The sequence below is a fragment of the Streptomyces sp. NPDC034084 genome, from assembly GCF_055575535.1.
Genome location: NZ_JBVISK010000003.1, coordinates 209,899 through 231,788 on the forward strand (window position 1 = coordinate 209,899; position 21,890 = coordinate 231,788).

22 protein-coding genes are annotated in these 21,890 nt (G+C 74.5%); 10 read left to right on the top strand and 12 right to left on the bottom strand.

The annotated features are described in order from the left end of the window. The first annotated feature begins 74 nt into the window (after window positions 1–74). A complete protein-coding gene (locus ACZ51I_RS11990) occupies window positions 75–1,382 on the top strand; it encodes a geranylgeranyl reductase family protein (protein ID WP_468875610.1) in 1,308 nt (435 codons plus the stop codon). A 33-nt stretch (window positions 1,383–1,415) separates the two neighbouring features. Here ACZ51I_RS11990 and ACZ51I_RS11995 read toward each other — a convergent pair whose 3' ends face one another. Beyond that, window positions 1,416–1,916, bottom strand: a complete 501-nt coding sequence (locus ACZ51I_RS11995) for a nitroreductase family deazaflavin-dependent oxidoreductase (RefSeq protein ID WP_468874297.1) — start codon at window positions 1,914–1,916, stop codon at window positions 1,416–1,418. Window positions 1,917–2,129: 213 nt separating this feature from the next. On the opposite strand from ACZ51I_RS11995, the gene ACZ51I_RS12000 reads away from it, so the two are divergent. From ACZ51I_RS12000 to ACZ51I_RS12010, 3 genes are all read left to right on the top strand, one after another. After that, window positions 2,130–2,825 carry a TetR/AcrR family transcriptional regulator gene (locus ACZ51I_RS12000; protein ID WP_468874299.1) on the top strand — a complete coding sequence of 232 codons (696 nt, stop codon included), beginning with the start codon at window positions 2,130–2,132 and terminating at the stop codon, window positions 2,823–2,825. Between the two features lie 116 nt (window positions 2,826–2,941). Next, a complete protein-coding gene (locus ACZ51I_RS12005) occupies window positions 2,942–4,126 on the top strand; it encodes a sensor histidine kinase (protein ID WP_468874301.1) in 1,185 nt (394 codons plus the stop codon). Then, a complete protein-coding gene (locus ACZ51I_RS12010) occupies window positions 4,123–4,797 on the top strand; it encodes a response regulator transcription factor (protein WP_468874304.1) in 675 nt (224 codons plus the stop codon). Before ACZ51I_RS12005 ends, ACZ51I_RS12010 begins: the two co-directional genes overlap by 4 nt. A 60-nt stretch (window positions 4,798–4,857) precedes the next feature. Here ACZ51I_RS12010 and ACZ51I_RS12015 read toward each other — a convergent pair whose 3' ends face one another. From ACZ51I_RS12015 to ACZ51I_RS12025, 3 genes are all read right to left on the bottom strand, one after another. After that, a complete protein-coding gene (locus ACZ51I_RS12015; protein ID WP_468874306.1) occupies window positions 4,858–5,610 on the bottom strand; it encodes a hypothetical protein in 753 nt (250 codons plus the stop codon). 152 nt (window positions 5,611–5,762) lie between these two features. Then, window positions 5,763–6,518, bottom strand: a complete 756-nt coding sequence (locus ACZ51I_RS12020) for a maleylpyruvate isomerase family mycothiol-dependent enzyme (RefSeq protein WP_468875612.1) — start codon at window positions 6,516–6,518, stop codon at window positions 5,763–5,765. Between the two features lie 76 nt (window positions 6,519–6,594). After that, a complete protein-coding gene (locus ACZ51I_RS12025; protein ID WP_468874308.1) occupies window positions 6,595–7,827 on the bottom strand; it encodes an MFS transporter in 1,233 nt (410 codons plus the stop codon). An 81-nt stretch (window positions 7,828–7,908) separates the two neighbouring features. On the opposite strand from ACZ51I_RS12025, the gene ACZ51I_RS12030 reads away from it, so the two are divergent. Together ACZ51I_RS12030 and ACZ51I_RS12035 are read left to right on the top strand one after the other, a co-directional pair. Beyond that, window positions 7,909–9,135, top strand: a complete 1,227-nt coding sequence (locus ACZ51I_RS12030; protein WP_468874310.1) for an ROK family protein — start codon at window positions 7,909–7,911, stop codon at window positions 9,133–9,135. A gap of 176 nt (window positions 9,136–9,311) precedes the next feature. Beyond that, the gene (locus ACZ51I_RS12035) at window positions 9,312–9,620 is read left to right on the top strand and encodes an LLM class flavin-dependent oxidoreductase (protein WP_468874312.1); all 309 of its coding nucleotides are present in this window, start codon (window positions 9,312–9,314) and stop codon (window positions 9,618–9,620) included. Window positions 9,621–9,776: 156 nt separating this feature from the next. Here ACZ51I_RS12035 and ACZ51I_RS12040 read toward each other — a convergent pair whose 3' ends face one another. After that, the gene (locus ACZ51I_RS12040; protein WP_468874314.1) at window positions 9,777–10,250 is read right to left on the bottom strand and encodes an SRPBCC family protein; all 474 of its coding nucleotides are present in this window, start codon (window positions 10,248–10,250) and stop codon (window positions 9,777–9,779) included. Between the two features lie 84 nt (window positions 10,251–10,334). On the opposite strand from ACZ51I_RS12040, the gene ACZ51I_RS12045 reads away from it, so the two are divergent. Next, window positions 10,335–11,111: an SAM-dependent methyltransferase gene (locus ACZ51I_RS12045; RefSeq protein WP_468874317.1), complete on the top strand. Its 777-nt coding sequence runs from the start codon at window positions 10,335–10,337 to the stop codon at window positions 11,109–11,111. Between the two features lie 21 nt (window positions 11,112–11,132). Here ACZ51I_RS12045 and ACZ51I_RS12050 read toward each other — a convergent pair whose 3' ends face one another. Then, window positions 11,133–11,717 (bottom strand): DUF4865 family protein, encoded by a 585-nt coding sequence (locus ACZ51I_RS12050; RefSeq protein WP_468874320.1) that lies wholly within the window; start codon window positions 11,715–11,717, stop codon window positions 11,133–11,135. Between the two features lie 24 nt (window positions 11,718–11,741). Further along, on the bottom strand, window positions 11,742–12,350 hold the full coding sequence (locus tag ACZ51I_RS12055) for a TetR/AcrR family transcriptional regulator (protein ID WP_468874322.1): 609 nt from the start codon (window positions 12,348–12,350) through the stop codon (window positions 11,742–11,744). 162 nt (window positions 12,351–12,512) lie between these two features. Here ACZ51I_RS12055 and ACZ51I_RS12060 point away from each other — a divergent pair, with 162 nt between their 5' ends. Beyond that, window positions 12,513–12,794, top strand: coding sequence for an SHOCT domain-containing protein (locus ACZ51I_RS12060; protein WP_468874325.1), 282 nt, complete (start codon window positions 12,513–12,515; stop codon window positions 12,792–12,794). A gap of 39 nt (window positions 12,795–12,833) precedes the next feature. On the opposite strand, the gene ACZ51I_RS12065 is transcribed toward ACZ51I_RS12060, so the two are convergent. Together ACZ51I_RS12065 and ACZ51I_RS12070 are read right to left on the bottom strand one after the other, a co-directional pair. Next, window positions 12,834–13,442 (bottom strand): ATP-binding protein, encoded by a 609-nt coding sequence (locus ACZ51I_RS12065; RefSeq protein WP_468874328.1) that lies wholly within the window; start codon window positions 13,440–13,442, stop codon window positions 12,834–12,836. Window positions 13,443–13,758: 316 nt separating this feature from the next. Continuing rightward, entirely contained in the window at window positions 13,759–14,082 is a 324-nt protein-coding gene (locus ACZ51I_RS12070) for a hypothetical protein (protein WP_468874330.1), read from the bottom strand. A gap of 188 nt (window positions 14,083–14,270) precedes the next feature. Between ACZ51I_RS12070 and cds1 the strand changes: the two genes are divergently transcribed. Continuing rightward, the gene (gene cds1 / locus ACZ51I_RS12075; RefSeq protein WP_468874333.1) at window positions 14,271–15,395 is read left to right on the top strand and encodes an L-cysteine desulfhydrase Cds1; all 1,125 of its coding nucleotides are present in this window, start codon (window positions 14,271–14,273) and stop codon (window positions 15,393–15,395) included. Between the two features lie 235 nt (window positions 15,396–15,630). Here the strand turns inward: cds1 and ACZ51I_RS12080 are convergent, their stop codons facing one another. After that, the gene (locus ACZ51I_RS12080; RefSeq protein ID WP_468874334.1) at window positions 15,631–16,071 is read right to left on the bottom strand and encodes an SRPBCC family protein; all 441 of its coding nucleotides are present in this window, start codon (window positions 16,069–16,071) and stop codon (window positions 15,631–15,633) included. Then, on the bottom strand, window positions 16,068–16,895 hold the full coding sequence (locus ACZ51I_RS12085) for a DeoR/GlpR family DNA-binding transcription regulator (protein WP_468874336.1): 828 nt from the start codon (window positions 16,893–16,895) through the stop codon (window positions 16,068–16,070). The genes ACZ51I_RS12080 and ACZ51I_RS12085 overlap by 4 nt, the downstream gene beginning before the upstream one ends. Before the next feature lie 134 nt (window positions 16,896–17,029). Between ACZ51I_RS12085 and ACZ51I_RS12090 the strand changes: the two genes are divergently transcribed. After that, entirely contained in the window at window positions 17,030–19,429 is a 2,400-nt protein-coding gene (locus ACZ51I_RS12090) for a hypothetical protein (protein WP_468874338.1), read from the top strand. Here the strand turns inward: ACZ51I_RS12090 and ACZ51I_RS12095 are convergent. Further along, complete coding sequence (locus tag ACZ51I_RS12095; protein WP_468874340.1) at window positions 19,399–21,810, bottom strand: right-handed parallel beta-helix repeat-containing protein; 2,412 nt, start codon at window positions 21,808–21,810, stop codon at window positions 19,399–19,401. The genes ACZ51I_RS12090 and ACZ51I_RS12095 overlap by 31 nt on opposite strands. Window positions 21,811–21,890: the final 80 nt, after the last annotated feature.

Here is a 21,890-nt window from a genome sequence, read left to right on the forward strand (position 1 = left end):
CGGACCTGCCGGGCGGCGCGGATCCGGCGGGCCTCCCGGACGCCGCGGTGCCGGCCGATCTTCCGGAGGGCGTGGTGCCGGACGAGGCGGCGGTCCGGCCGGAGGTCGACCCGGGGGACGTCTGGGACGTCGTGGTCGTGGGTGCCGGGCCCGCCGGAGCCTCGGCGGCCTACGCGGCGGCGGTCGCCGGCCGTCGGGTGCTGCTCCTGGAGAAGTCCGAGCTGCCCCGGTACAAGACCTGCGGCGGCGGCATCATCGGCCCCTCCCGTGACTCGCTCCCGCCGGGCTTCGAGCTGCCCCTCCAGGACCGGGTCCACGCCGTCACCTTCTCCATGGACGGCCGCTTCGCCCGTACCCGCCGCTCGCGCCGGATGCTCTTCGGGCTCATCAACCGTCCGGAGTTCGACGCGCAGCTCGTCGAGCACGCGCAGAAGGCCGGCGCCGAACTGCGGACCGGGGCCACGGTGACCCGCGTGGAGCAGCACGGCCAGGCCGTGCCGGACCGCCGGACCGTCGCCGTCGTCCTCGCCGACGGCGAGACCGTCCTCGCGCGCGCGGTCGTCGGCGCCGACGGCAGTGCCAGCCGGATAGGCGCCCATGTGGGGGTGAAGCTCGGCCAGGTCGACCTGGGCCTCGAGGCGGAGATTCCCGTGCCGCCGTCCGTGGCGGAGGACTGGAAGGGGCGCGTCCTCATCGACTGGGGCCCGATGCCCGGCAGTTACGGCTGGGTGTTCCCCAAGGGCGACACCCTGACCGTCGGCGTCATCTCGGCGCGCGGCGAGGGCGCCGCCACCAAGCGGTACATGGAGGACTTCGTCGCCCGGCTCGGCCTCGCCGGCTTCGAGCCCTCGATCTCCTCCGGTCATCTGACGCGCTGCCGCACCGACGACTCGCCGCTCTCCCGCGGGCGGGTCCTTGTCTGCGGTGACGCGGCCGGTCTCCTGGAGCCGTGGACCCGCGAGGGCATCTCGTACGCGCTCCGCTCGGGGCGGCTCGCGGGCGAGTGGGCCGTGCGGGTCGCCGAGGCGAACGACGCGGTCGACGCGCGGCGCCAGGCCCTGAACTACGCCTTCGCCATCAAGGCGGGGCTCGGGGTGGAGATGGCGGTCGGGCGGCGGATGCTCGCCGTCTTCGAGCGGCGGCCGGCGCTGCTGCACGCGACGATCACGGGTCTGCGGCCCGCGTGGAACGCCTTCGCCGACATCACCCGCGGCTCGGCCACGCTCGGTGGCATGGTCCGGTCGAACGGCATGGCCCGCCGGGCCCTGGAACTCCTCGACAAGCGCATGGACACCACGTCCGGAGTCGGCCCCGCGGGGCGGGGCGTCACCCGGCGCGACGGCGCGGCGTCCGAGCCGGAGAGCGCCTCGGAAGAGGTCTGATCGTTCCTCGCGGGCTCCGCCGTCCCGGCCGCGTCAGGCCGCCGGGGTGGCGGAGCCCGTCGTCGTGATGCGGAAGACGGGGTGCTTCGGGGCGATGGCCCGCAGCTCCTCGGCGGAGGAGTCGGGGCCGACGCCGCCGAAGAAGACGCCGACCTCGGCCTTCCATCGCTTGAGGTAGGCGCGGAGCAGGGCGGGCTTGTCGTCGTCCCCCACCTCGACCGCCGTGAACTCCTGCACGTGCCTGCCCAGGTGCAGTTGACCGCCGCCGGCCGCCCGCATGTTGTGCGTCCACTGGACGTGGCCACGGGGGGCGACGAGGTACTGGGCGCCGTCCACCGTCAGGAGGTTGACGGGGGTGCGGCGCCATTCGCCGCTCTTGCGGCCGCGGACGGCCAGTACGCGGGAGCCCCAGACGCTGATGCCGCGGCGGGTCATCCAGGCGACGGCGCGGTTGAAGACGTTCACCGTGAACCAGCCGGGCTTCATGACGTGGACGGAGCCGGCGGGCCGGCCGGACGCGGGCTGAGCGGACATGAGGGCCTCCTGCGAAGTCCTGTGGCTGAACCGGGCTGACATGAACTGAACGGACTGACATGACCTGGACGGACTGACACGGACCGAACGGGGAACCGCCGGAAACTGTGAGCGCTGCTCTCGATTGAGATCAGTGTGCACCGATCGACGCTCTCAATCAAGAGCGGTGATCTCGTTTCGTTCCCCTGTTCCGAAAGTGGCACACTGCTCTCCATGACGACCGTTCGAGGAGCCCGAGCCCGCGCCCGTATCGAGATCACCGCCGCCATCAAGGACGAGGCCCGCGCCCAGCTCGCCGCCGAAGGCGCCGCCAAGCTGTCCCTGCGCGCCGTCGCCCGCGAGCTGGGCATGGTGTCCTCCGCGCTCTACCGCTACTTCCCCAGCCGCGACGAGCTGCTCACCGCCCTCATCGTCGACGCGTACGACGCCGTCGGCGCCGCCGCCGAACGGGCCGCCACCGAGGCCGGGGCCGACCGCCCCCTCGACCGCTGGACCGCCGTCTGCCGGGCGGTCCGCGCCTGGGCCCTCGCCCACCCCCACGAGTACGCCCTCATCTACGGCTCCCCGGTCCCCGGCTACTCCGCCCCCCAGGACACGATCGTCCCCGCCTCCCGCGTCGGCCTCGTCCTCATCGACATCGCCCGCCAGGCCCACACCGGCGAGGGCGTCGCCCTCCCGCCGCTGCCGGACGCTCTGCGCCCCGAGGCCGTGCGCCTCGGCGCCGAGATCGCCCCGGACCTCCCGCCGGCCCTCTCCGTCGCGCTGGTCGCCGCCTGGTCGCAGCTCTTCGGCCTCGTCTCCTTCGAGGTCTTCGGGCAGTTCCACCGCGTCGTCGAGGACCGCGACACCTTCTTCGCCACGGCGGTCCGCCGCCTGGGCCAGGACGTGGGACTCCTCCCGCGCGGCTGACCCCGCGCGGACCGCCCCCGAGTGGTGACCCGCCCCCTCCTACTCCACCGGGAGTACGCGCGACCACCCCGCCGGGCTGACGTGCGCGCGGCGTGGCCGCGGCTAGCGTGGCCGTCATGGACGAGGAACGGCTGCGCGGGCCCTGGGGACGGTGGGACCGGGACGGGGGCCTGCCCTGGCGCTCGACGGTGCTGATCGCCGTCCTCGTCATGGCGGCGTCCGGGTTCGCCGCACGGAACCAGCCGGACCGGGAGGCGCTCGACGTCCTCGGGCGGGGCCTGCTCCTGCTCGGCGCGGCCCCGTTGCTGTTCCGTCACCGCAGGCCCGTGCCGGTGGTGTTCGCCGTCGTGGCCGTCACCCTCGGCTACCTCGCGGCCGGCTTCCCGTACGGCCCGGTCTTCGTCCTGGTCGCCGTCGCCTGCTTCGCCGCCGTCGTCCACGGCCACCGGCGCGCCGCCTGGTGGGCCGTCGGCCTGCTCTGGGCGGCCCATCTGCTGATGGCCCACGCGTTCTACCGCTGGCTCCCCCCGGCCGGTGACGGGCCGGCGCCCTGGGGGCAGGAGCTGCCGGCCGCCGCGTTCGCCGTGGCCGTGCTCGCCGCCTCCGAGGCCGCCCGTGTGCGGCGCGAGCAGGGCGCCCAGCAGCGGGCGGAACGGGCCGCCGCCGAGCGCCGCCGCGCCGACGAGGAACGGCTCCGCATCGCCCGCGAGCTCCACGACGTGCTCGCCCACTCGATCTCCGTGATCAACGTGCAGGCGGGTGTCGGCCTCGCTCTCCTGGACTCCGACCCGGAGCAGGCCCGGACCGCGCTGACCACCATCAAGACGGCCAGCAAGGAAGCGCTCGGCGAGGTCCGGCAGGTCCTCGCCACCCTCCGTACCCCCGGCGACGCCCCCCGCGCCCCCGCCCCGGGCCTCGACCGGCTCCCCGAGCTCGTCGAGCAGGCCGCCACCGCGGGCCTCACCGTCGTCGTCGCGACCAGCGGCACCCCGGCCGCCCTGCCGCCCGGTGCCGACCTCGCCGCCTTCCGGATCGTGCAGGAGGCGCTCACCAACGTGGTGCGCCATTCCGGGTCCCGTACCGCCCGGGTACGGATCGGACACGGCTCCGGACGCCTGGAGCTGACCGTCGACGACGACGGCCCCGCCACCGGCACCGAGGCCGGCGGCAGTGGCAACGGCCTTGCCGGAATGCGGGAGCGGGCCGCCGCCCTCGGTGGCACCATCGAGGCGGGCGCCCGCCCGGACGGTGGCTTCCGCGTCCACGCCGTGCTCCCGCTCCGCCCGGAGGCGACCCCGTGACGACCGCGATCCGTGTCCTGCTCGCCGACGACCAGTCGCTGGTACGGGCGGGGTTCCGCGCCCTGCTCGACGCCCAGCCGGACATCGAGGTGGCCGGCGAGGCCGCCGACGGCGACGAGGCGGTGGAGCGGGTCCGCGCCCTGCGCCCCGATGTCGTGCTCATGGACATCCGGATGCCCCGCCTCGACGGTCTGGAGGCGACCCGGCGCATCACCGAGGACCCGGACCTCGGCGGTGTCCGGGTCGTCATGCTGACCACCTTCGAGCTCGACGAGTACGTCTTCGAGGCGATCCGCGCGGGTGCCTCCGGCTTTCTGGTCAAGGACACCGAGCCGGAGGAGCTGCTGCGGGCCGTGCGCGCCGTCGTGCACGGGGACGCGCTGCTCTCCCCGGGCGTCACCCGCCGCCTCATCGAGGAGTTCGCGGCCCGTTCCAAGGCGCCTGCGGCGACGGCGGCGCTCGGCGCCCTGACCGAGCGGGAGCGGGAGGTGATGGCCCTGGTGGGGATCGGCCTGTCGAACGAGGAGATCGCCCGCCGTCTGGTCGTGAGCCCGCTCACCGCCAAGACCCATGTGAGCCGCGCCATGGTGAAGTTGGGCGCCCGGGACCGCGCCCAACTCGTCGTCCTCGCCTATGAGTCGGGCCTGGTCAGGCCCGGCTGGCTGGGCTGACAGCCTGCCGGGCGCGGGTCCGTCCGCCGGGAGGGACGGACCGGAGGACCGCCGGTCGGGTCAGCGGTTCCACACCACGACGTCGAAGATGCCGCGGGTGTCGGAGGACTGTCCCGCCAGCTCCTTGACGGTCAGTCGGGCGACCCGACCGTCGTTGGTCAGGGCGCAGACGACCAGGCCGGTCTTGAGCTTCATGTCCGTCGTGGTCGCCAGGGTTTCGACGACGCCGGCGCAGTCCTGGTACGAGGGCACCTTGCCGGAGGCCTCCCAGACCAGCGCCTTGGCGCCGTGCTCGGGGCGGAGCATGTGGCTGCCCAACGGGTAGACGGAGAAGTCGTTCTCCGAGTTGATCTCGGACTCCACGGGGGGTGAGGAGTCCAGGTCCTTGAACTCCGTGTACGTGATCGCCAGCGCGCCCTGCCACTGGATCGTGTCCGCCGGCGTGGGAGCCGCCGTCGGGGACGTCGGCGACGCGGGGGAGTCCGCGGGTGCGGAGGACGGCGGGGACTGCGAGGAGTCCGACGGCGCGCCCTCCTCGCCACGGGTCTCCTCGCCGGCCGCGGCGGCCGTGGTCGGCGAGGTCTGTGCCGGAGGCGCCGCCGCCTGGTTGCTGTTGCCGGTTCCCACCACGTACGTACCGACGACGCCGATCACGGCCGCCACCAGGGTGGCGGCCGCGCCGATCCACGCGCCCCGGTGCGAGGCCCTGGTCGCCGGTGCTCCCGGGTGCGGTCCGCCGGGGCCCGCCGGGCCGGCCGGCGGGTACGCCGGAGCGCTCGGCCAAGGCCCCCGGGGCTCTTCGTTGCTGCTCATCCTGCCTGTCCCCCTGTGGAGTTGATCTACGGAGGGGCAGATTACTGCGTGCTTCTGAGGGTGAGTCAGGCGGGGTTTGTCACCGCGGGGCGCGAGGCATCGGCCGTGCGACGGCATGGCGCGCGTGGCGCCGGGGATCGGCCGCGCGGAGGTCAGGACCAGGTGATCGCCGAGGTCTCCCGCCACAGCCGCGCCAGCTCTTCGTCGCCGGTCACCGTGACGGCGTCGGACGACAGCCGGTTCCACAGGGTCAGGTACAACCGGTCGGCGGGGCCGCTCAGTTCGGTGTCGACCGGAGCGTCCGTGTCCCCCAGGCCCCGCTCCGTCCGGGGGGACTCCTCCGGAGTCAGGCGCACGGTCCAGACGTCGCCGGTGTCCGTCGCCCGTACCCGCAGGGTCCGCGGCCCGGTCGTCCGCACCCGGCTGCGGTCGCGGGCGTGGAAGGCGCCGAACAGCTCGTCGACGCCGTCGACGGCCACCACCGGATCCACCGGACCCGGTCCGGCCGGGAGCGCCGACTCGGCGTCCGCGCGGTGGACGGTCGTCTCGTGCGCCTGCCGCCGCGCCCAGAAGGTCAGCGGCGAGGGCGCCGGGAGGAAGGTCCAGCACTCCAGCGACTCCGGCGCCGCGCGCAGGGCGGCGACGAGACGCGCGTGCCCCTCGCGGAAGTACGCGAGCAAGTCCTCGCCGTCGAGCGTCGTCTCGCCCTCGCCCGGGTGGTACGTGGTGTGCGCCTCGGCCACCATGGTCGTGGCCCAGCGGTGCACCATGGCCGTGTGCCGGAGGAGGTCGCGGATCCGCCAGCCGGGGCAGGTCGGCACCTCCGCGTCGAGCCCGGCCTCGGCGGCCGCGTCCGCGAGGCTGCGGCCGGCCGCCTCCAGCGCCTCGATGTACTCCGTGATCTTCAGGGTGTTCCCCGTATGTGCGTCCATGGGCCGGATTCTGGCATGCCCCGCGGAGCGCCCGGGGCCGTGGCGTGGGCGCTCAACTCTCCCGGGCCGCTCTCGCGTTGCGTGCCCCGTAGCCCATGGCCGCGGCGCCGGCCGCGAGCACCGCGACCGTCGTGAGGGCCACCGGCAGGGAGAACCAGTCGGCGAGGAAGCCGATCGCGGGCGGGCCGAGCAGCATGCCTCCGTAGCCGAGGGTGGACGCCGTCGCCACCCCGCCGGGGCCGGCGACCGCGCCCGCGCGGGCCACGGCGACGGGGAAGATGTTGGCGAGACCCAGGCCGGTGATCGCGAAGCCGAGGAGGGTGGCCCAGACGCTCGGCGCGAGCGCTCCGAGCAGCATCCCGGCGGCGGCGGTCGCGCCGCCGGTGACCAGGGTGCGGGTCTGGCCGAGACGTTCGAGCAGTGCGGTGCCGGAGAGCCGGCCCGCGGTCATGGCCAGCGCGAAGACGGAGTACCCGGCGGCCGCGACCCCCGGGTGCGCGTGCAGGTCCTGCGCGAGGTGGAGGGCGCCCCAGTCGGCCAGCGCCCCTTCGCCGTACGCCGTGCAGAGCGCGATCACCCCGAAGGCGAGGACCGTACGGCGTGACCCGGCGGTCCGCGCGCCGGAGGCTCCGGGGGCGGACGGCGCCGCGAGGGCCTCGGGGCGCACGGGGGAGGGGTGGCGCAGGAGTACGGGACCGGCCCCGGCCGTCAGGACAAGGCCGAGGACCGTGAGGCCGAGGAGATGGACGGTGGGGGACAGGCTTCCGGCGAGCAGCCCGCCGAGACCCGCGCCGAGCATGCCGCCGAGGCTGAACGCCGCGTGGAAACTCGGCATCACCGGCCTCCGGAGCGCGGTCACGAGGTCCACGGCGGCGCTGTTCATGGCCACGTTGATCCCGCCGTACGCGGCGCCGAAGACGAGCAGCACCAGGCCGAGCGCGAGCGGGGACCGGGTGAGCGAGGGGAGGGCGACCGAGAGCGAGAGCAGGACGGCGGTGGCGACGGTGACGGCGTGGGAGCCGTACCGGCGGCAGAGCCGGCCCGTCAGCGTCATCGTGATCACGGCACCCGCCGAGACGCCGAGCAGGGCGAGGCCCAGGTCGCCGGCCGAGGCGCCGGTCTGCTGCTTGACGGCGGGGATCCGGACCACCCAGCCGGCGAAGAGGAAGCCGTCGAGGGCGAAGAAGAGGGTCAGGGCGGAGCGGAGGCGGGACAGGGAGCGGGTGGCGGTGTCTCCGCCGGAGCCCCCCGGTACGGCCGTCCGTACTTTGTTTAGTAGCGGCACAAACTCAGGATAGGGGCCGACGCTCGGGGGAGGCAACCGGGCGGGGGCGGTGTCCCCGCCGATCATGGGAGACTCACCCCCATGAACGGCAAGGCGACGACGGCCCGGACACGGCTGGACAGGGGGCGTAACGCGCTCGGCCCCGCGCTGGAACTGGTGCACACGGGAAGGGCCCCGACCCGGGCCGTCCTCACGGCCGAACTCGGCGTCACCCGCGCCACCGCGGGCGCCGTCGCCGCCGAGCTGGAGGCACTCGGCCTCATCCGCGTCGACTCCAGGCCCGGTGCCGCCGCGGGCTCCCAGGGGCGCCCCTCGCACCGGCTGGCCGTCGACGAGAAGGGTCCCGTCGTCCTCGCCGCCCAGGTCCACGCCGACGGCTTCCGGGCCGCCCTCGTCGGGCTCGGCGGCACCATCGTCGCCACCGCACCCGGCTGCGTCACCGTCTCCGCCGACCCCGCGCAGGTCCTCGGCGCCGTCGTCGAGGCGGGGGCGGAGCTGCTCCGGGAGAGCGGCCGCCGGTGCGTCGGAGCCGGCCTCGCCGCCCCCTCCGCCGTGGCCGAGCCCGAGGGTACGGCGCTCAATCCGCTCCACCTCGCCTGGCCCGCCGGGGCGCCCGTCCGGGAGATCTTCGCCGAGCGGGTGCGGGCCGCCGGGATCGAGGGCCCCGCCTTCACCGGCAACGACGTGAACCTCGCCGCCCTCGCCGAGCACCGCCACGGCGCGGGGCGCGGCGCCCGGGACCTGCTCTGCGTCGCCACCGGTCACCGGGGCGTCGGCGGCGCGCTCGTCCTCGACGGGCGCCTGCACACCGGGAGTTCGGGCCTCGCTCTGGAGGTCGGCCATCTGACGGTCAACCCCGAGGGCCGCCCGTGCCACTGCGGCAGCCGCGGCTGCCTCGACGTCGAGACCGACCCGCTCGCGTTCCTCACGGCCGCGGGCCGGGATCCCGGCCCCGAGGTCTCCCTGCTCCAGCAGTCCCGTGACCTGCTGCGCACGAGCCCCGGCGACCCGGGTGTCCGGGTCGCGGTGGGCGAGCTGATCGACCGGCTCGGTCTCGGTCTGGCCGGCCTGGTCAACATCCTCAACCCGGACCGGATCATCCTCGGCGGGCTCCACCGCGAGCTCCTCGACGCCGACCCCGAGCGGCTCCGCGCGGTCGTCGCCGACCGCAGCCTCTGGGGCCGCAGCGGCGGTGTGCCGATCCTCCCCTGCACCCTGGACCACAACAGCCTCGTCGGCGCGGCCGAACTGGCCTGGCAGCCGGTGCTCGACGACCCCCTCGCCGCCCTGGGGCGCGAGGCGGCCTGAGATCCGGGGCCGGAGGTCCGTGGGCCGAAGAAGCTGCCGACCCGGTCTGCCCCCCGTGCCGACCCGGTCCGCCCCGGTGCCGGCGCGCACCGCCGTCACCACCCTGTCGGCGCTCAGCGGCGGCCGCGTCGTGCTCGGCGTGGGCGCAGGCGGGCTGTGGGACCGGATCGCCCGACATGGGCGCGCCGCGGCTCTCCCGGGGCGAGGCGGTCGAGGCCTTCGAGGAAGCCGTCGTCCAGATCAAGAAACTGCCCGGCGGCGGACCGCCGGTCACCCACCAGGGCCGCGACTGCCAGGTGCGCGAGCCGGAGACGACGCCCGTCGCCGCCCCGCCCGTATGGACCGGCTCGAACGGCCGGAAGTCCCTGGTCGCGACGGGCCGGGTCGCCGACGGCTGGATCCCGGCCATGCCGCGGACCGGCTCAGCGAGCGGTACCGGCCTCACGGCCGGTCATCGACGGGGCGGCGGCTTCCGTCGGCCGTGATCCGGGCCCGATCCGCACGGTCTTCCACCTCCCCGGGCGCGTCACCGAGCGGCCGCCGGCCGGGGAGACCGTCCCCGCCGTGCGCGAGGCGCCGACGAAGGAGCGAGGCTGACCCCGCTGACCGGCTGAGCGTCGGCCGGCCGCTGCCGGGAAGGCTCACCCCTGGGGGTCGGGACGCCCCTCCGTCAGGGCGGCCAGCCGGTCCAGGGCCATGCGCGTGCCGGCCTCGTTGTCGGCGGCCGGAACGCCGTCCGGCACCCCGTCGTGGACGACCCGCACCTCGGTGCCGTCCCCGATCGCCGTCAGCGTCGTCGTGAGGATCATCGTGCCGTGCAGCGACGGGTCCGGCGTCTCGAACTCGATGCTCTCGACCACCCGTTCATAGGGGACCAGCTCCAGGAACGTGCCGTGGTAGGTGTCCGTGCGGGCCCCCGACTTCCCCGCTCCGCCGGCCGACTCGTACCGCAGCGACACCCGGAACTCGCCCCCCTCGCGCGCCTCGAAGGCGTGCACCTGGCAGGTCATCCCGTACGGAACTCGCCAGCGGGCGACGGCGTCCGGGTCGAGGAGCGACCGGTAGACGACCGAGGCGGGGGCGGCGATGTGTCGGGACGCGCGCGTGGTGTACACGCGTCCCAGGCTAGCGTGCGGCCGCGCGGACGCCGTCGGAAAACCGCTGTGCGGCGGTGGCAGGACGACGTACTGTTCCGCCTCATGATCACTTCCGAATCCGCAGTCGATCTCCCTCCGCGCCTCGGCAGCCTCACCTTCCACGGCCCCCTCTCCGAGGCCCGCGCCACCCGCATGATCGAGCGCATCGCCGCCACGGCCCCCGCCGACGTGCTCGACATCGGCTGCGGCTGGGGCGAGTTGCTCCTCCGCGTCCTGGAGGCGGCTCCGGCGGCCAAGGGGGTCGGGATCGACATCAACGCCGAGGACCTGGCCCGCGGCCGGGTGCTCGCCGAACAGCGCGGGCTCGCCGACCGCGTGACCCTCGTCGAGGAGTCGGCGCGCGGCACCGGCCGGGGCCCCGTCGACGCGATTCTCTGCCTGGGATCCAGCCATGCCCTCGGCGACCCCGAGCTGCCGCACGACGCCGCCGCCGCCCTGTGCGAACTGCGCCGGCTGGTCAGGCCGGGCGGACGGGTCGTGCTCGGCGAGGGCTTCTGGGAGCGCACCCCCACCGAGACCGAACTCGCCGGGATGTGGCCCGGCGCGAGCGCAGGCGACCACTTCTCCCTCGGCGACCTCGTCGACCTCGCCATCGAGGCCGGCTTCCGGCCCGCGTGGATCGAGACGGCGAGCGCGGAGGAGTGGGAGGAGTTCGAGTCCGGATACCGGTACGACACCGAGGTCTGGCTCGCCGCCCACCCTGACCACCCGCTCGCCGCCGAGACGCGCGAGCGCGTCGACCGTCAGCGCTCCAGCTGGCTGAACGGCTACCGGCGCGTCCTCGGCATCGCCTACCTCACGCTCGTCGCAGTGGCCTGATACGAAGGGTCCGCCCCCAGTTCACCACCGCCGGCCGGTGCCCAGCGCCGTCCGGCCCGGGGCCGACAGGTGCGCCACCCGGAAGCGCTCGCCCTCGTCGGCGGGCGCCTCCGGGCCCGCCCACAGGGTGAAGGTGAGCAGCTCCCAGTGGCGGGGGTCCACCGCCAGGGCGGAGGCCACCACCCCGTCCCGCCGCGCCTCGCACGCGTGCCGGGCCACCGCGTCCGCCACGGCCTCGCCCGGCGGGACGGCCTCCCCGAGCGGGGTCCTGAGGCGCGTCGCCGCGCCCGGCGCCGACGCGGCCGCAGGGCCCTCCTCGTACGACAGGCCCGTCCAGTGCTGCACCACCGGCCGGCCGAAGTCGTTCACGATGCCCTGGAAACCCGGGCCCCACAGGAAGGAGTTCATGCCCTCGGGGGTGACCCACAGGTAGAACGGCGCGTACTGGTTCACGGGCGACCCGGCCTCCCGCTCCCGGATCAGATACGCCTTCAGGCCGAGCCCGGCGAAGGCGTCGAGCAGATGCCCCCTGGTCGCCACCCGCTCGCGGATGATCTCCATGTCGTAGTCGGCGGGCAGGGTGATCTCGTACTGCATCGCGTGCACGGGAATGCTCCGTATCTCCGGGTGTCAGGGTCGGACGGAGGCGGCGCGGGGGGTCAGGACCTGCCCTAGCAGGGACAGCAGCCCCCGTACGGCGCTGTCGAAGGGCGCGGGCGAGCCGGTCGCGCGGGCCAGCACGTAGCCGCCCTGCACGGTCGCGAGCACCGTCGCCGCGATCTCGTCCGGATCGAGCGAGGCGCTCAACTCGCCGCTGTCCACGCCCTCCCGCACGACCGAGGCGATCCTGCCGCGCACGCGCCCGAGCACCTCCTCGACCGGTGCGCGCAGCTCCGGGTCCGCGATCACCTCCGGGTCCATGGTCAGCCGGCCCACCGGGCAGCCGCGCAGAACGTCGCGCTCGCGCAACAGGTACGCCTCGACGCGGGCGTACGCCGAACCCCCGCCGCTCAGGACCGCCTCGGCCGCGGCCCCCAGCTCCTCGGCCGAGCGCCGGATCGCGGCGAGCGCCAGTTCCTGCTTCCCGGCGAAGTGGTGGTACATGCTGCCCTGGCCCGCCCCCGCCGCCTGCTGGACGGCCTTGGGGCTCGTGCCGACGTAGCCCCGCTCCCACAGCAGCTCGCGGGTCGCCTCGATCAGCCGCTCGGCGGTGTTCATGGTCACGAGGGCACTGTACATACCAGTAGGTACAGAAGGGAAGGAGACCCCTCGGCGGCTCGTACTCCCGGTGTCGTACGTCGGAAGCCGCTGCCCGTACGACGACCCGGACCCCCTCCCGGAGCGAGTCTCGAACCAGGGACATCAGCAGAGCCCCCCAGCGCACCGAGGAGCTGAACTCTCATGAACACACTCGCCTACGCGGGCCCCGGCCCGTGGGTCCTCTTCTTCCCCCTCGTCTGGGCCGCCGTCGTCATCGGGACCGTCACCGTCGTCCGCCGCGCCGGCCGGCGCCGCGGCCGCGACTTCCGGTTCGGGAGCGGGCCCGACGAGCGCTCGCCCATCGCCCTCCTCGGCCACCGGTTCGCCGCCGGCGAGATCGACGAGGACGAGTACTGGCGGCGCCTGACCGTCCTTGAGGAGCAGTTCGGCCGCCCGGCGGACCCCAAGGGGCGCCGGACCTGACCCGCCCGGCGCGCCCCTGCCGTCGCTGCGCGGGCTTCGTCAGTCCGCCCGGCCCGCCAGGACCGGGCGGGCCACGGACGGGGCCGGTACCGGCTCGGCCGGCGAGCTGAGCGGCACGCCGGGGAGCCGGCTGTACCCCACGCCCGCGAACGGGTCCTCGGCCGTGGTGCCGAACACGGTGTGCGCGGCCTTGTCGCCGGGGGCGGCGGACGGCGGCGCCGTGAGGACGAACCACACGACCTTGCCGTCGGCGCCGCAGGGGCGGACGCCCCAGCTCTCGCTGACCGCCCCGACGATGCCGAGCCCCCGGCCGGAAGTGGCCAGCGCGTCGAGATCGTCCACCCGGTCGAAGGGCCCGAACACGCGGAGCGCGTCCGCGGCGACCTCGGGCAGCTGGGGGTCGTGATCCCGGACGGAGACGGTGAGCTGGTCGAGCAGCAGCTCGATCTCGACCGTGCAGTCCTTGTCCGGCTGGGCGTGACGGTGCACGTTCGTCAGGAGTTCGGTGAGGCCGAGGACGGCCTGGTCGACCAAGGCGTCCAGCTGCCAATGTCGAAGGTGGGCGGAGATGATGCGGCGGACCTGTCCGATCCGCGACGGCAGAGCCTGTAGCTCCACCGCGTAGTACCTGCTCGGCTCGCTGATCACGGCTGCGACTCCCCGAAGTAGTCCGGAAGAAGACGAAGATTCGGATCCGTCCATGCGGTTCAGAAGGGCGGCGACCCCGATCGCAGCGTCACCGCATGTCAACCCTCAGTGAGGGGTGTGTTCCAGCCTGGACCAGCCGTGACCGCCCCGCAACTCGCCGCGAGCAGCCGCAGCTCAGTCGCCCCGCCACTCGCCGCGAGCAGCCGCAGCTCACGCCTCCCGCATCCCGCCGGGCGCACCGACTCGGGCCTGCCCCGCGTCTCGCCGCGCGCAGCGGCTCAGGCGCATCCCGCGTGCGGCCCCGAGCAGCGCCGGCTCAGGCCCGCCCCGCCGCCCGCTTCAGCGCCGCGAGGAAGCGTCCCGTCGTCTCCGTCTCGCCCCCGTCACGGCCACGGTCGCCCTCGGAGTGGAGCGTCAGCCGGTACCGCGTGCCGTTCACGGTCGCCACGGTCTCGTCCGCCTTCGCGAACCACGGCCGCCCCGCCCGTACGGCCGAGACCGGCGCACTGTCGATCTCGCTGCCGTAACTCGTCAGGAGCGCGAGACGGCCGTCCTCGATCCGCACCTCTCCCGCGCGCGTCAGCGAGCGCGGCCAGCGCGCGATCCGTACACGCCTGGCGCTGAACTCGGGCTCTGCCATGCCGATCCGCCCCTTTCACCCGGTTGCCGTTCCCAGTGTGCCGGGCCGTCGCCGCCCGCACCAGTAGCCCTCCGCGAGCCCGTCCACAAGCAAGTCCTATGGATCGTCAAAGGGAACGTTTGCCCAGGTGGGAGCGGTATTGTCGGTGCTGGGGGGACCACTGAGGCGCCACGCGAATTGAGGGACGGATGAGCACCACCCACGAGAGTGCGGCCGCGGCCACGGTCGACGTCGACCGCAGCGACCCGGCGTACCGGTCCTGGCTGAAGGAGGCCGTGCGCAAGGTCCAGGCCGACGCCAACCGCTCGGCCGACACCCACCTGCTGCGCTTCCCCCTCCCCGAGAAGTGGGGCATCGACCTGTACCTCAAGGACGAGTCGACCCACCCCACCGGCAGCCTCAAGCACCGCCTCGCCCGCTCCCTCTTCCTCTACGGGCTCTGCAACGGCTGGGTCCGCCCCGGCAAGCCCGTCATCGAGGCGTCCAGCGGCTCGACGGCCGTCTCCGAGGCGTACTTCGCGAAACTCATCGGCGTCCCCTTCATCGCCGTCATGCCCCGCACGACCAGCCCCGAGAAGTGCCGGCTCATCGAATTCCACGGCGGCCAGTGCCACTTCGTCGACGATTCGCGCAGGATGTACGAGGAGGCCGCCGCCCTCGCCGAGCGCACCGGCGGCCACTACATGGACCAGTTCACCTACGCGGAGCGGGCCACCGACTGGCGCGGCAACAACAACATCGCCGAGTCGATGTACCAGCAGCTGAAGCTGGAGCGGTACCCGGAGCCCGCCTGGATCGTCGCCACCGCCGGCACCGGGGGCACCTCGGCCACCATCGCCCGCTACGTCCACTACATGCAGCACGACACCCGGATCTGCGTCGCCGACCCCGAGAACTCCTGTTTCTTCGACGGGTGGACGCACCACGACCCGCACGCCACCGCCGACTGCGGCTCGCGCATCGAGGGCATCGGCCGCCCCCGTATGGAGCCCAGCTTCGTGCCCGGCGCCGTCGACCGCATGATGAAGGTCCCGGACGCCGCGAGCGTCGCCGCCGTCCGCGCCCTGGAGACCGCGATCGGCCGCAAGGCGGGCGGCTCCACCGGCACCGGCCTGTGGAGCGCCTTCAAGATCGTGGCCGAGATGGTCGCCCACGACCGCACCGGCAGCGTCGTCACCCTCATCTGCGACCCGGGCGAGCGGTACCTCGACAAGTACTACTCCGACGACTGGCTGGCCTCCCAGGGCCTGGACATCGCCCCGTACTCCGCCGCTATCGAGCGTTTCCTGGCGACGGGGGCCTGGCCGGAGTGAGCCGCCGGCCGAGGCGCCGCGCCGCGTCCCGGAAGGAGAACCCCACGCCCGGCGCGGCGAGGCGCGGCGCGAGCCGGAAGGGGCCGCGCCGTCGGCGGCCATGGTCCACCGTAGCCGGGCGCCCCGCCCGGCGGGGGAGAGGGCCCACCGCAGCTGACGCGCCGTCAACGGCCCAGACCAGTCGCCCCGTGCGGGCAGTCGCCCCGGCGGAACGGATGCCCACCACGGGGCGGGGTCACCGCCCGCGCAGGATGCCGTCCAGTGCCCGGCCGAAGACGGCCCGGCCCGCGCGGGACAGGAGCGGGTCGAAGAGCCTCGGCACCCCCCGCACCGTCAGTTCCTCCGTCCAGGTCACCCGGCAGCCGCCGTCCGGGGTCGGCGTCAGCTCCATGAGCGCCCAGCCCCGGACGACCCGGCCCGACTTCTCCAGACGGCAGACGCCGGGCCGGCCGGCCGACGGGGGCTCCCAGCGCACGACCTCCATCGGGTCGTCGAAGGACAGCCGGCCGACGCCCGTCCGGGCGGTGAACCGCGTCCCCATCCCGTTCGGCCCCGCCGTCAGCACACGCGTCCGGGTCAGCGGCACCTGACGGCCGTGCGCCGGCCAGTCCGTGAGCCGGAGCCACACCTCCTCCGGCGCCGACGGCACCGTCCGCTCGACCCGGAAGAGGCTCACGCCCGCTCCTCGCCCGGCACCACGAGGCCCGGTACGTGCTCCGCCACCTCGGCCCGTACCGCGTCGGGCAGGCCACGGTCCGTCACCCAGGTGTCGACCTCGTCCAGGGCGGCGAAGGAACTCAGGCCCACCGTCCCCCACTTGGTGTGGTCGGCGACCACGACCACCCGCCGCGCCGAACGCATCAGGCAGGTGTTCGTCTCCGCCTCCGCGAGGTTCGGCGTCGACAGGCCCGCCTCCACCGAGACGCCGTGCACCCCGAGGAAGAGCAGGTCGAAATGGAGCGAACGGATCGCCCGGTCCGCCACCGGACCCACCAGCGCGTCGGACGGCGTACGCACCCCGCCGGTCAGGACGACCGTCGCCGCCCCGCGCCGCGACTCGCCCCCGCCGCCGGTCTGCTGCGCCTCGTGGAAGACGTCGGCGACCCGCACCGAGTTGGTGACCACCGTCAGGTCGGGCACGTCGAGCAGGTGCCGGGCGAGCGCGTAGGTCGTCGTCCCGCCGGACAGGGCGATCGCCGTGCCCGGGGCGACCAGGGCCGCCGCCGACCGGGCGATCTCGTCCTTGGCGCTCGGTTCCAGCACCGACTTGGCTGCGAAGCCCGGCTCGTGCGTACTCGCCTCGGCCACCGGAACGGCCCCGCCGTGCACCTTGGCGACCATGCCCTGCCTGGCCAGCGCGTCCAGGTCGCGGCGGATCGTCATGTCCGAGACGTTCAGACGACGGGTCAGTTCGTTGACCCGTACACCGCCACGCCGCCGTACCTCGTCGAGGATCAGGGCACGCCGCTGCTCGGCGAGGAGGTTCTGGTTGTCAGTCACCGCCGGGGCCGGTCCTTCCGCAGGAGACAAGGGGATGAGTGTCGGATTCGGTGAGAGACCGTGCGCGGTCGCACGGACTTCCGCGATCCTGTAGCCGACGTCGCATCTTCCCACTCTGAGAGGAAGTCCCCTCAGTGTCCCCTGCCACACCCGCCCCGGAGAGCGGGGGCGCGGCGCTCGAACTCCTCGTCCACGGAGTCGGCGGAGCCACCCCCGAGGACATGCTCGACGACCCCAGGACCGTACGGATCACCGGCGACCGGACCGCCGCCGTGTACCGGCGCCGCGAGGACCTCGACGCCGAGGAGCACCCCGAACGGTACGCGGCGCGCCCCGTCCCGGAGGCGTACTGCTGGTCCAACCTGACCTCCGGGGACGGCGCCCGTGCCCTGTGGCTGCTGCTCCTGCCCTTCATGGTGGCCAACCTGGCGCACTGGATGCGGCCGCCCGGCCAGGGCAGACCGGGCCTCGTGCGGCTCTACGGCGCCCTCGTCCGGCTCGTCGCCCTCACCCTCACCGTGCAGCTCACCGCCGCCGCCTGCGAGGTCGCGCTCGACCTGACGGCCTGGCAGTGCGCCGCCACCACCGCCTGCACCGACGCGTACTCCTGGCTGGGGTTCCTCTCCGCCGACCGCGGCGGCTGGTGGTCCGTGCCCGGCCGCCGCCTGGCGCTCGCGGCGCTCGTGCCGACCGCGCTCGTCGTCCTGCTCTGGTACCTCTCCAACCGGACGTGGAGCGCGTACGAGGCGCAGCGCCCGCCCACCGGATACGACGACGTCCCCGTCGCCGAGCCGCCGGCCGACACGGAGACCGCGGACGCCGCCGACTCCGCCGGCCCCGTCGAGCCCCGCCCCGCGCTCGGCCGTCCCGGCTTCTGGTACGGCCGCCGGCTCGTCGGCCGTCTCAGGTCCGCCCACACCGCCGCCGGTTTCCTCACCGTCGCCGCCGCCCTGGTCACGGCCACCGCCCGGCACGACGCCCACGCCCCCGGCGTGCCCGCCGTCCTCGGCCGGGCCCTCCAGGCCGCCGTCGTCGTCCTCGCCCTCGCCGTGGTCTGGGTCGTCTGCCGTCGCGGCCGCAGCGAGCGCCGACTCGACCTGCGGGTCGAACGGGCCCTGGTCTCCTGGCTCCCCGCCGCCTCCCTCGCCCTCCTCGTCCTCACCGCCTTGCACGCCGGCTGGTCCCGCCCCGGCTGGGTCTCCTCGGGAACCCTTCCCGGCAACACCGTCTTCGGCGCCCTCACCATCGCCCAGGGCGGTCTCGTCGTCGTGCTCGGCCTCGTCGCCCTCCTCCTCCAGCGACCCCGCGAAGACCCCCGTACGGCGCTGCGCGGACTCGGCGGCCCCGCCGTCGCCCTGCTCGCCTGCGCGCTCGCCGGGGTCATGTCCGGGGGAGTGGCGCAGCGCGTCGCCGACTGGCTCGACGGCCCCGCCACCCCCGGCATGGGCGACCCCAACGGGCCCAGGATCGGCCCGCCGGTCCTCCTCAGCTGGCAGGCCTCGGTCATCCCCGTACTGCTCCTGCTGCTGCTCGCCCCAGCCGCCCTGCTCGCCGTACGGACCGTCCTCGACGCCCGGCGCCTGCGCTCCTCCGTCGAGGCCGACTACGACACCGCCGGCGACGGCGACCCGGTCCGTACGGGGCAGATCGCGGCCGGCAGGGCCCGCGCCTCCCTCACCGACTCCGCGCCCGTCCTCGTCGGTGTCGTCTCCGGCGCGACCCTGTGCCTCGGGGCCGGGTCCGTCGTCGGGGCCTGGGCCAGCGGCAACGTGCCCGGCCGGGCCTTCGACGGGGCCCACCCCGCGATCGCCTCCCTCGCCTCCGTCACCCAGGCCCTCGGCTCCTGGATGATCGGCTTCGGCTTCCTGCTCTTCGTCACCTGGGGCCGCCGCGCCTACCGGGACGCCTCCGCCCGCCGCACCATCGGCATCCTCTGGGACGTCGGCACCTTCTGGCCCCGCGCCGCCCATCCCTTCGCCCCGCCCTGCTACGCCGAGCGCGCGGTCCCCGACCTCACCTGGCGGATGAGCTCCTGGACCCGGAGCACCGGCGGCCGGCTCGTCATCTCCGGCCACTCCCAGGGCAGCGTCCTCGCGGCGGCCGCCGTCTGGCAGCTGCTGCCCGCCACCCGGAGCCGGGTCGCCCTGCTCACCTACGGCTCCCCCCTGGAGCGGCTCTACGGGCGCTGGTTCCCGGCGTACTTCGGCCCCGAGGCGCTGCGCTCGCTGAACCGTGCGGTGCACTGCTGGAGCAACCTGTACCGTGCCACCGACCCCATCGGCGGGCCCGTCCGGGTCCCCGCCGAGGACGGCCGCCCGGCCGTCGACGCGGCGGTGCTGCTCGACCCCGTCGCGTACGGCCGGACCCGCGAACACCCGCTGCCGGAACCGATCCTGGGGCACTCGGACTACCAGGCCGATCCGGCGTTCGCGCACCGCCGCTCCGCGCTCCTCGACCGGCTCCCGCCTGCCTTTCCCCACCAGCGGTCCGACAGCGGCGCCGATCAGGGGAGTTCGGGGAGGTCCTCCGGGTAGAGCAGGGTCAGTTCGTCCGTGCTCGGCTCGGTGAGCGCGGCGACCCGGCCCGCGTGCCGCTCCACCATCGACTCGAAGGTCTGCCGCGCCGTGCGGCCGTTGCCGAACGCGGGGCCCTTGGGGAGCTTCTCGAAGTACGTGAGGAGCGCCTCGTCCGTGCCCGGCGCGAGCCGGTACTCGTGCTCGTCCGCCTGCTGGCCGACGATCCGCAGCAGTTCCTCCGGCTCGTAGTCGCCGAACGAGATGGTCCGGGAGAAGCGAGAGGCGACCCCCGGGTTGACGGTGAGGAAGCGCTCCATCTCCGCCGTGTACCCGGCGACGATGACCACGACCGCATCGCGGTGGTCCTCCATCAGCTTCACCAGCGTGTCGATGGCCTCACGGCCGAAGTCCCGGCCCGAGTCCTCCGGCGACAGCGCGTACGCCTCGTCGACGAAGAGGACTCCGCCGCGCGCCCGGTCGAAGGCCTCCTGCGTGCGGATCGCCGTCGAGCCGATGTGCTCGCCGACCAGGTCCACCCGGGAGACCTCCACCAGGTGCCCGCGCTCCAGGACCCCGAGCGAGGCGAGGATCTCGCCGTACAGCCGGGCGACCGTGGTCTTGCCCGTGCCCGGGTTGCCCGTGAAGACCAGATGGCGGCGGACCGAGGCCGCCTTGAGCCCGGCCTCCTGGCGCCTGCGCCCGACCTCGATCATGTTGGTGAGGGTCCGCACCTCCAGCTTGACGCTCTCCAGACCCACGAGGGCGTCCAGCTCGCCGAGCACGTCCTGCGAGGAACGCGCCTCCGGGGCGGGCTCCGGAGCCGTCACGGCCGGAACGGCCGGCGTGGGGCGCGGAGCCGGCACCGCGCCGAGGAGCCCCGCGGGCTGGGTGGCCGTCAGGACCGTGCCGCCGTCGGGCACGGAGGACCGGACCGCGCTCTCGTCGCTGGTGCAGTCCTCCGCGCTCGCGCCCTCCTCCGGGAACTCGTAACCGCCCCGCGCGCACCGCTCCGTACGGCATGTGCGCAGGGTCGTCCGGCAGCCGTCGGTGACGTGGAAGCCGTACCCACCGCTGCCCGTCACCCGGCAGCCGTGGAAGGAGCCCCGGCCCTCCGCCGACACGTAGAAACCGGCCTCGGCGGGCGAGGTGACCACGCACCGGTCGATCGTGGGGTCGGCGCCCTTGGTGACGATGACCCCGGTCTGCACGGAGTCGATGGTGCAGCCGCCGAGGGTGCCGCCGCTGCCGTGGTCCCGGAACCAGGCGCCGGTGGACGCCTCCCGGATCCGGCAGTCGTCGAGTTGGGCCGTGGCCCCGTCGCTCACCGACACCGCCGTGTTCCGCACCTGCGACAGATCGCTGTCGACGACGTCGACGCGCGAGCCCCGGTCGAGGACGAACAGCGCGTCCGGCACGTCGTGCACCCGGCAGGCGTCGAGGACGGCGGTCGCCCCGTCGCTCACCCACACCGCCGGGTAGTCGCCCGTACTGTCGTGGATCTCGCACTGGTTGGCGTCCACCCGGGTCCCGGGGTCCCACACCGACAGGCCGTTGCGCCCGAAGCGTCGGACCGTCGACCGGGTCAGCGTCAGGACCGAACGCGAGCGCAGGTCGACCGCGTTCTCCGGGACGTCGTGGATGTCGCAGTCGGAGAGCGTGAGCACCGCGTCGGTGTCGAGCGTGATGCCGTCCCCCGAGGTGCGGTGCACCGAGGAGTCGGTCATATGGGCGGTGGCGCGGGCAGCGATCTGCAGACCGGCGCCCTTGATCTCGTACACCTCGCAGCCGACGCCCTCCAGGGCGCTGCCCTCGCCGGTCACGGCGATCCCCGCGCCGGAGGCGTGGTGCACCCGGCAGCGCTCCAGGCGCGGATGCGCCCCGCCGCGCACCGAGACGCCGGCCTGCCCGGCGGAGACCACCTCGCACTCCTCGAAGACCCCGCCCGCGCCGTCGAGCACGGCGATGCCGACGCCGGCCGGGTTGTCGACCGTGCAGCGGCGGACGGTCGGCCGGGCGGCGCCCCGCACCTCGATCCCGGCCGCGGAGCGGGTCATGATCCGCAGGTCGAGCAGCTCGGGCGTGCCGTCCTCGACGAGCAGCGCGGGCGCGGCCACGTCCTGCCCCTCGATGTGCAGGTCCTGCACGGTGACGGAGGCCCGGAGGGTCAGGGGCACCCCGTCCGGGGGCGCGATCCGCACCGAGCCGATCCCGCCCTCAGGGCCGCGCAGGGTGACGGCCCGCCGGATCACGAGGTTCTCCCGGTAGGTGCCGGGCGCGACGGTGAGGACGTCCCCGTCGCCCGCGGCCTCCAGGGCGGCGGCGAGAGAGGGGTACTCACCCGTGCGGCGCCGCCACCGCGACGTGCCGGTGTGCGTCACCTGGACCGTGCCCTGTGCCATGGGTGTGTCCTGCCCCCGCCTCATGCCTCGCCGCTGATCCGATGCCCCACCGTAGCGCGCGCGGCGCCGCCGGGTTGACG

Coding starts and splice junctions, on each gene's coding strand:
- ACZ51I_RS11995 (WP_468874297.1), bottom strand. CDS start 1,916: ATGTCCGCTCAGCCCGCGTCCGGCCGGCCCGCCGGCTCCGTCCACGTC.
- ACZ51I_RS12000 (WP_468874299.1), top strand. CDS start 2,130: ATGACGACCGTTCGAGGAGCCCGAGCCCGCGCCCGTATCGAGATCACC.
- ACZ51I_RS12005 (WP_468874301.1), top strand. CDS start 2,942: ATGGACGAGGAACGGCTGCGCGGGCCCTGGGGACGGTGGGACCGGGAC.
- ACZ51I_RS12015 (WP_468874306.1), bottom strand. CDS start 5,610: ATGAGCAGCAACGAAGAGCCCCGGGGGCCTTGGCCGAGCGCTCCGGCG.
- ACZ51I_RS12030 (WP_468874310.1), top strand. CDS start 7,909: ATGAACGGCAAGGCGACGACGGCCCGGACACGGCTGGACAGGGGGCGT.
- ACZ51I_RS12035 (WP_468874312.1), top strand. CDS start 9,312: ATGGGCGCGCCGCGGCTCTCCCGGGGCGAGGCGGTCGAGGCCTTCGAG.
- ACZ51I_RS12045 (WP_468874317.1), top strand. CDS start 10,335: ATGATCACTTCCGAATCCGCAGTCGATCTCCCTCCGCGCCTCGGCAGC.
- ACZ51I_RS12055 (WP_468874322.1), bottom strand. CDS start 12,350: ATGTACAGTGCCCTCGTGACCATGAACACCGCCGAGCGGCTGATCGAG.
- ACZ51I_RS12060 (WP_468874325.1), top strand. CDS start 12,513: ATGAACACACTCGCCTACGCGGGCCCCGGCCCGTGGGTCCTCTTCTTC.
- ACZ51I_RS12070 (WP_468874330.1), bottom strand. CDS start 14,082: ATGGCAGAGCCCGAGTTCAGCGCCAGGCGTGTACGGATCGCGCGCTGG.
- cds1 (WP_468874333.1), top strand. CDS start 14,271: ATGAGCACCACCCACGAGAGTGCGGCCGCGGCCACGGTCGACGTCGAC.
- ACZ51I_RS12095 (WP_468874340.1), bottom strand. CDS start 21,810: ATGGCACAGGGCACGGTCCAGGTGACGCACACCGGCACGTCGCGGTGG.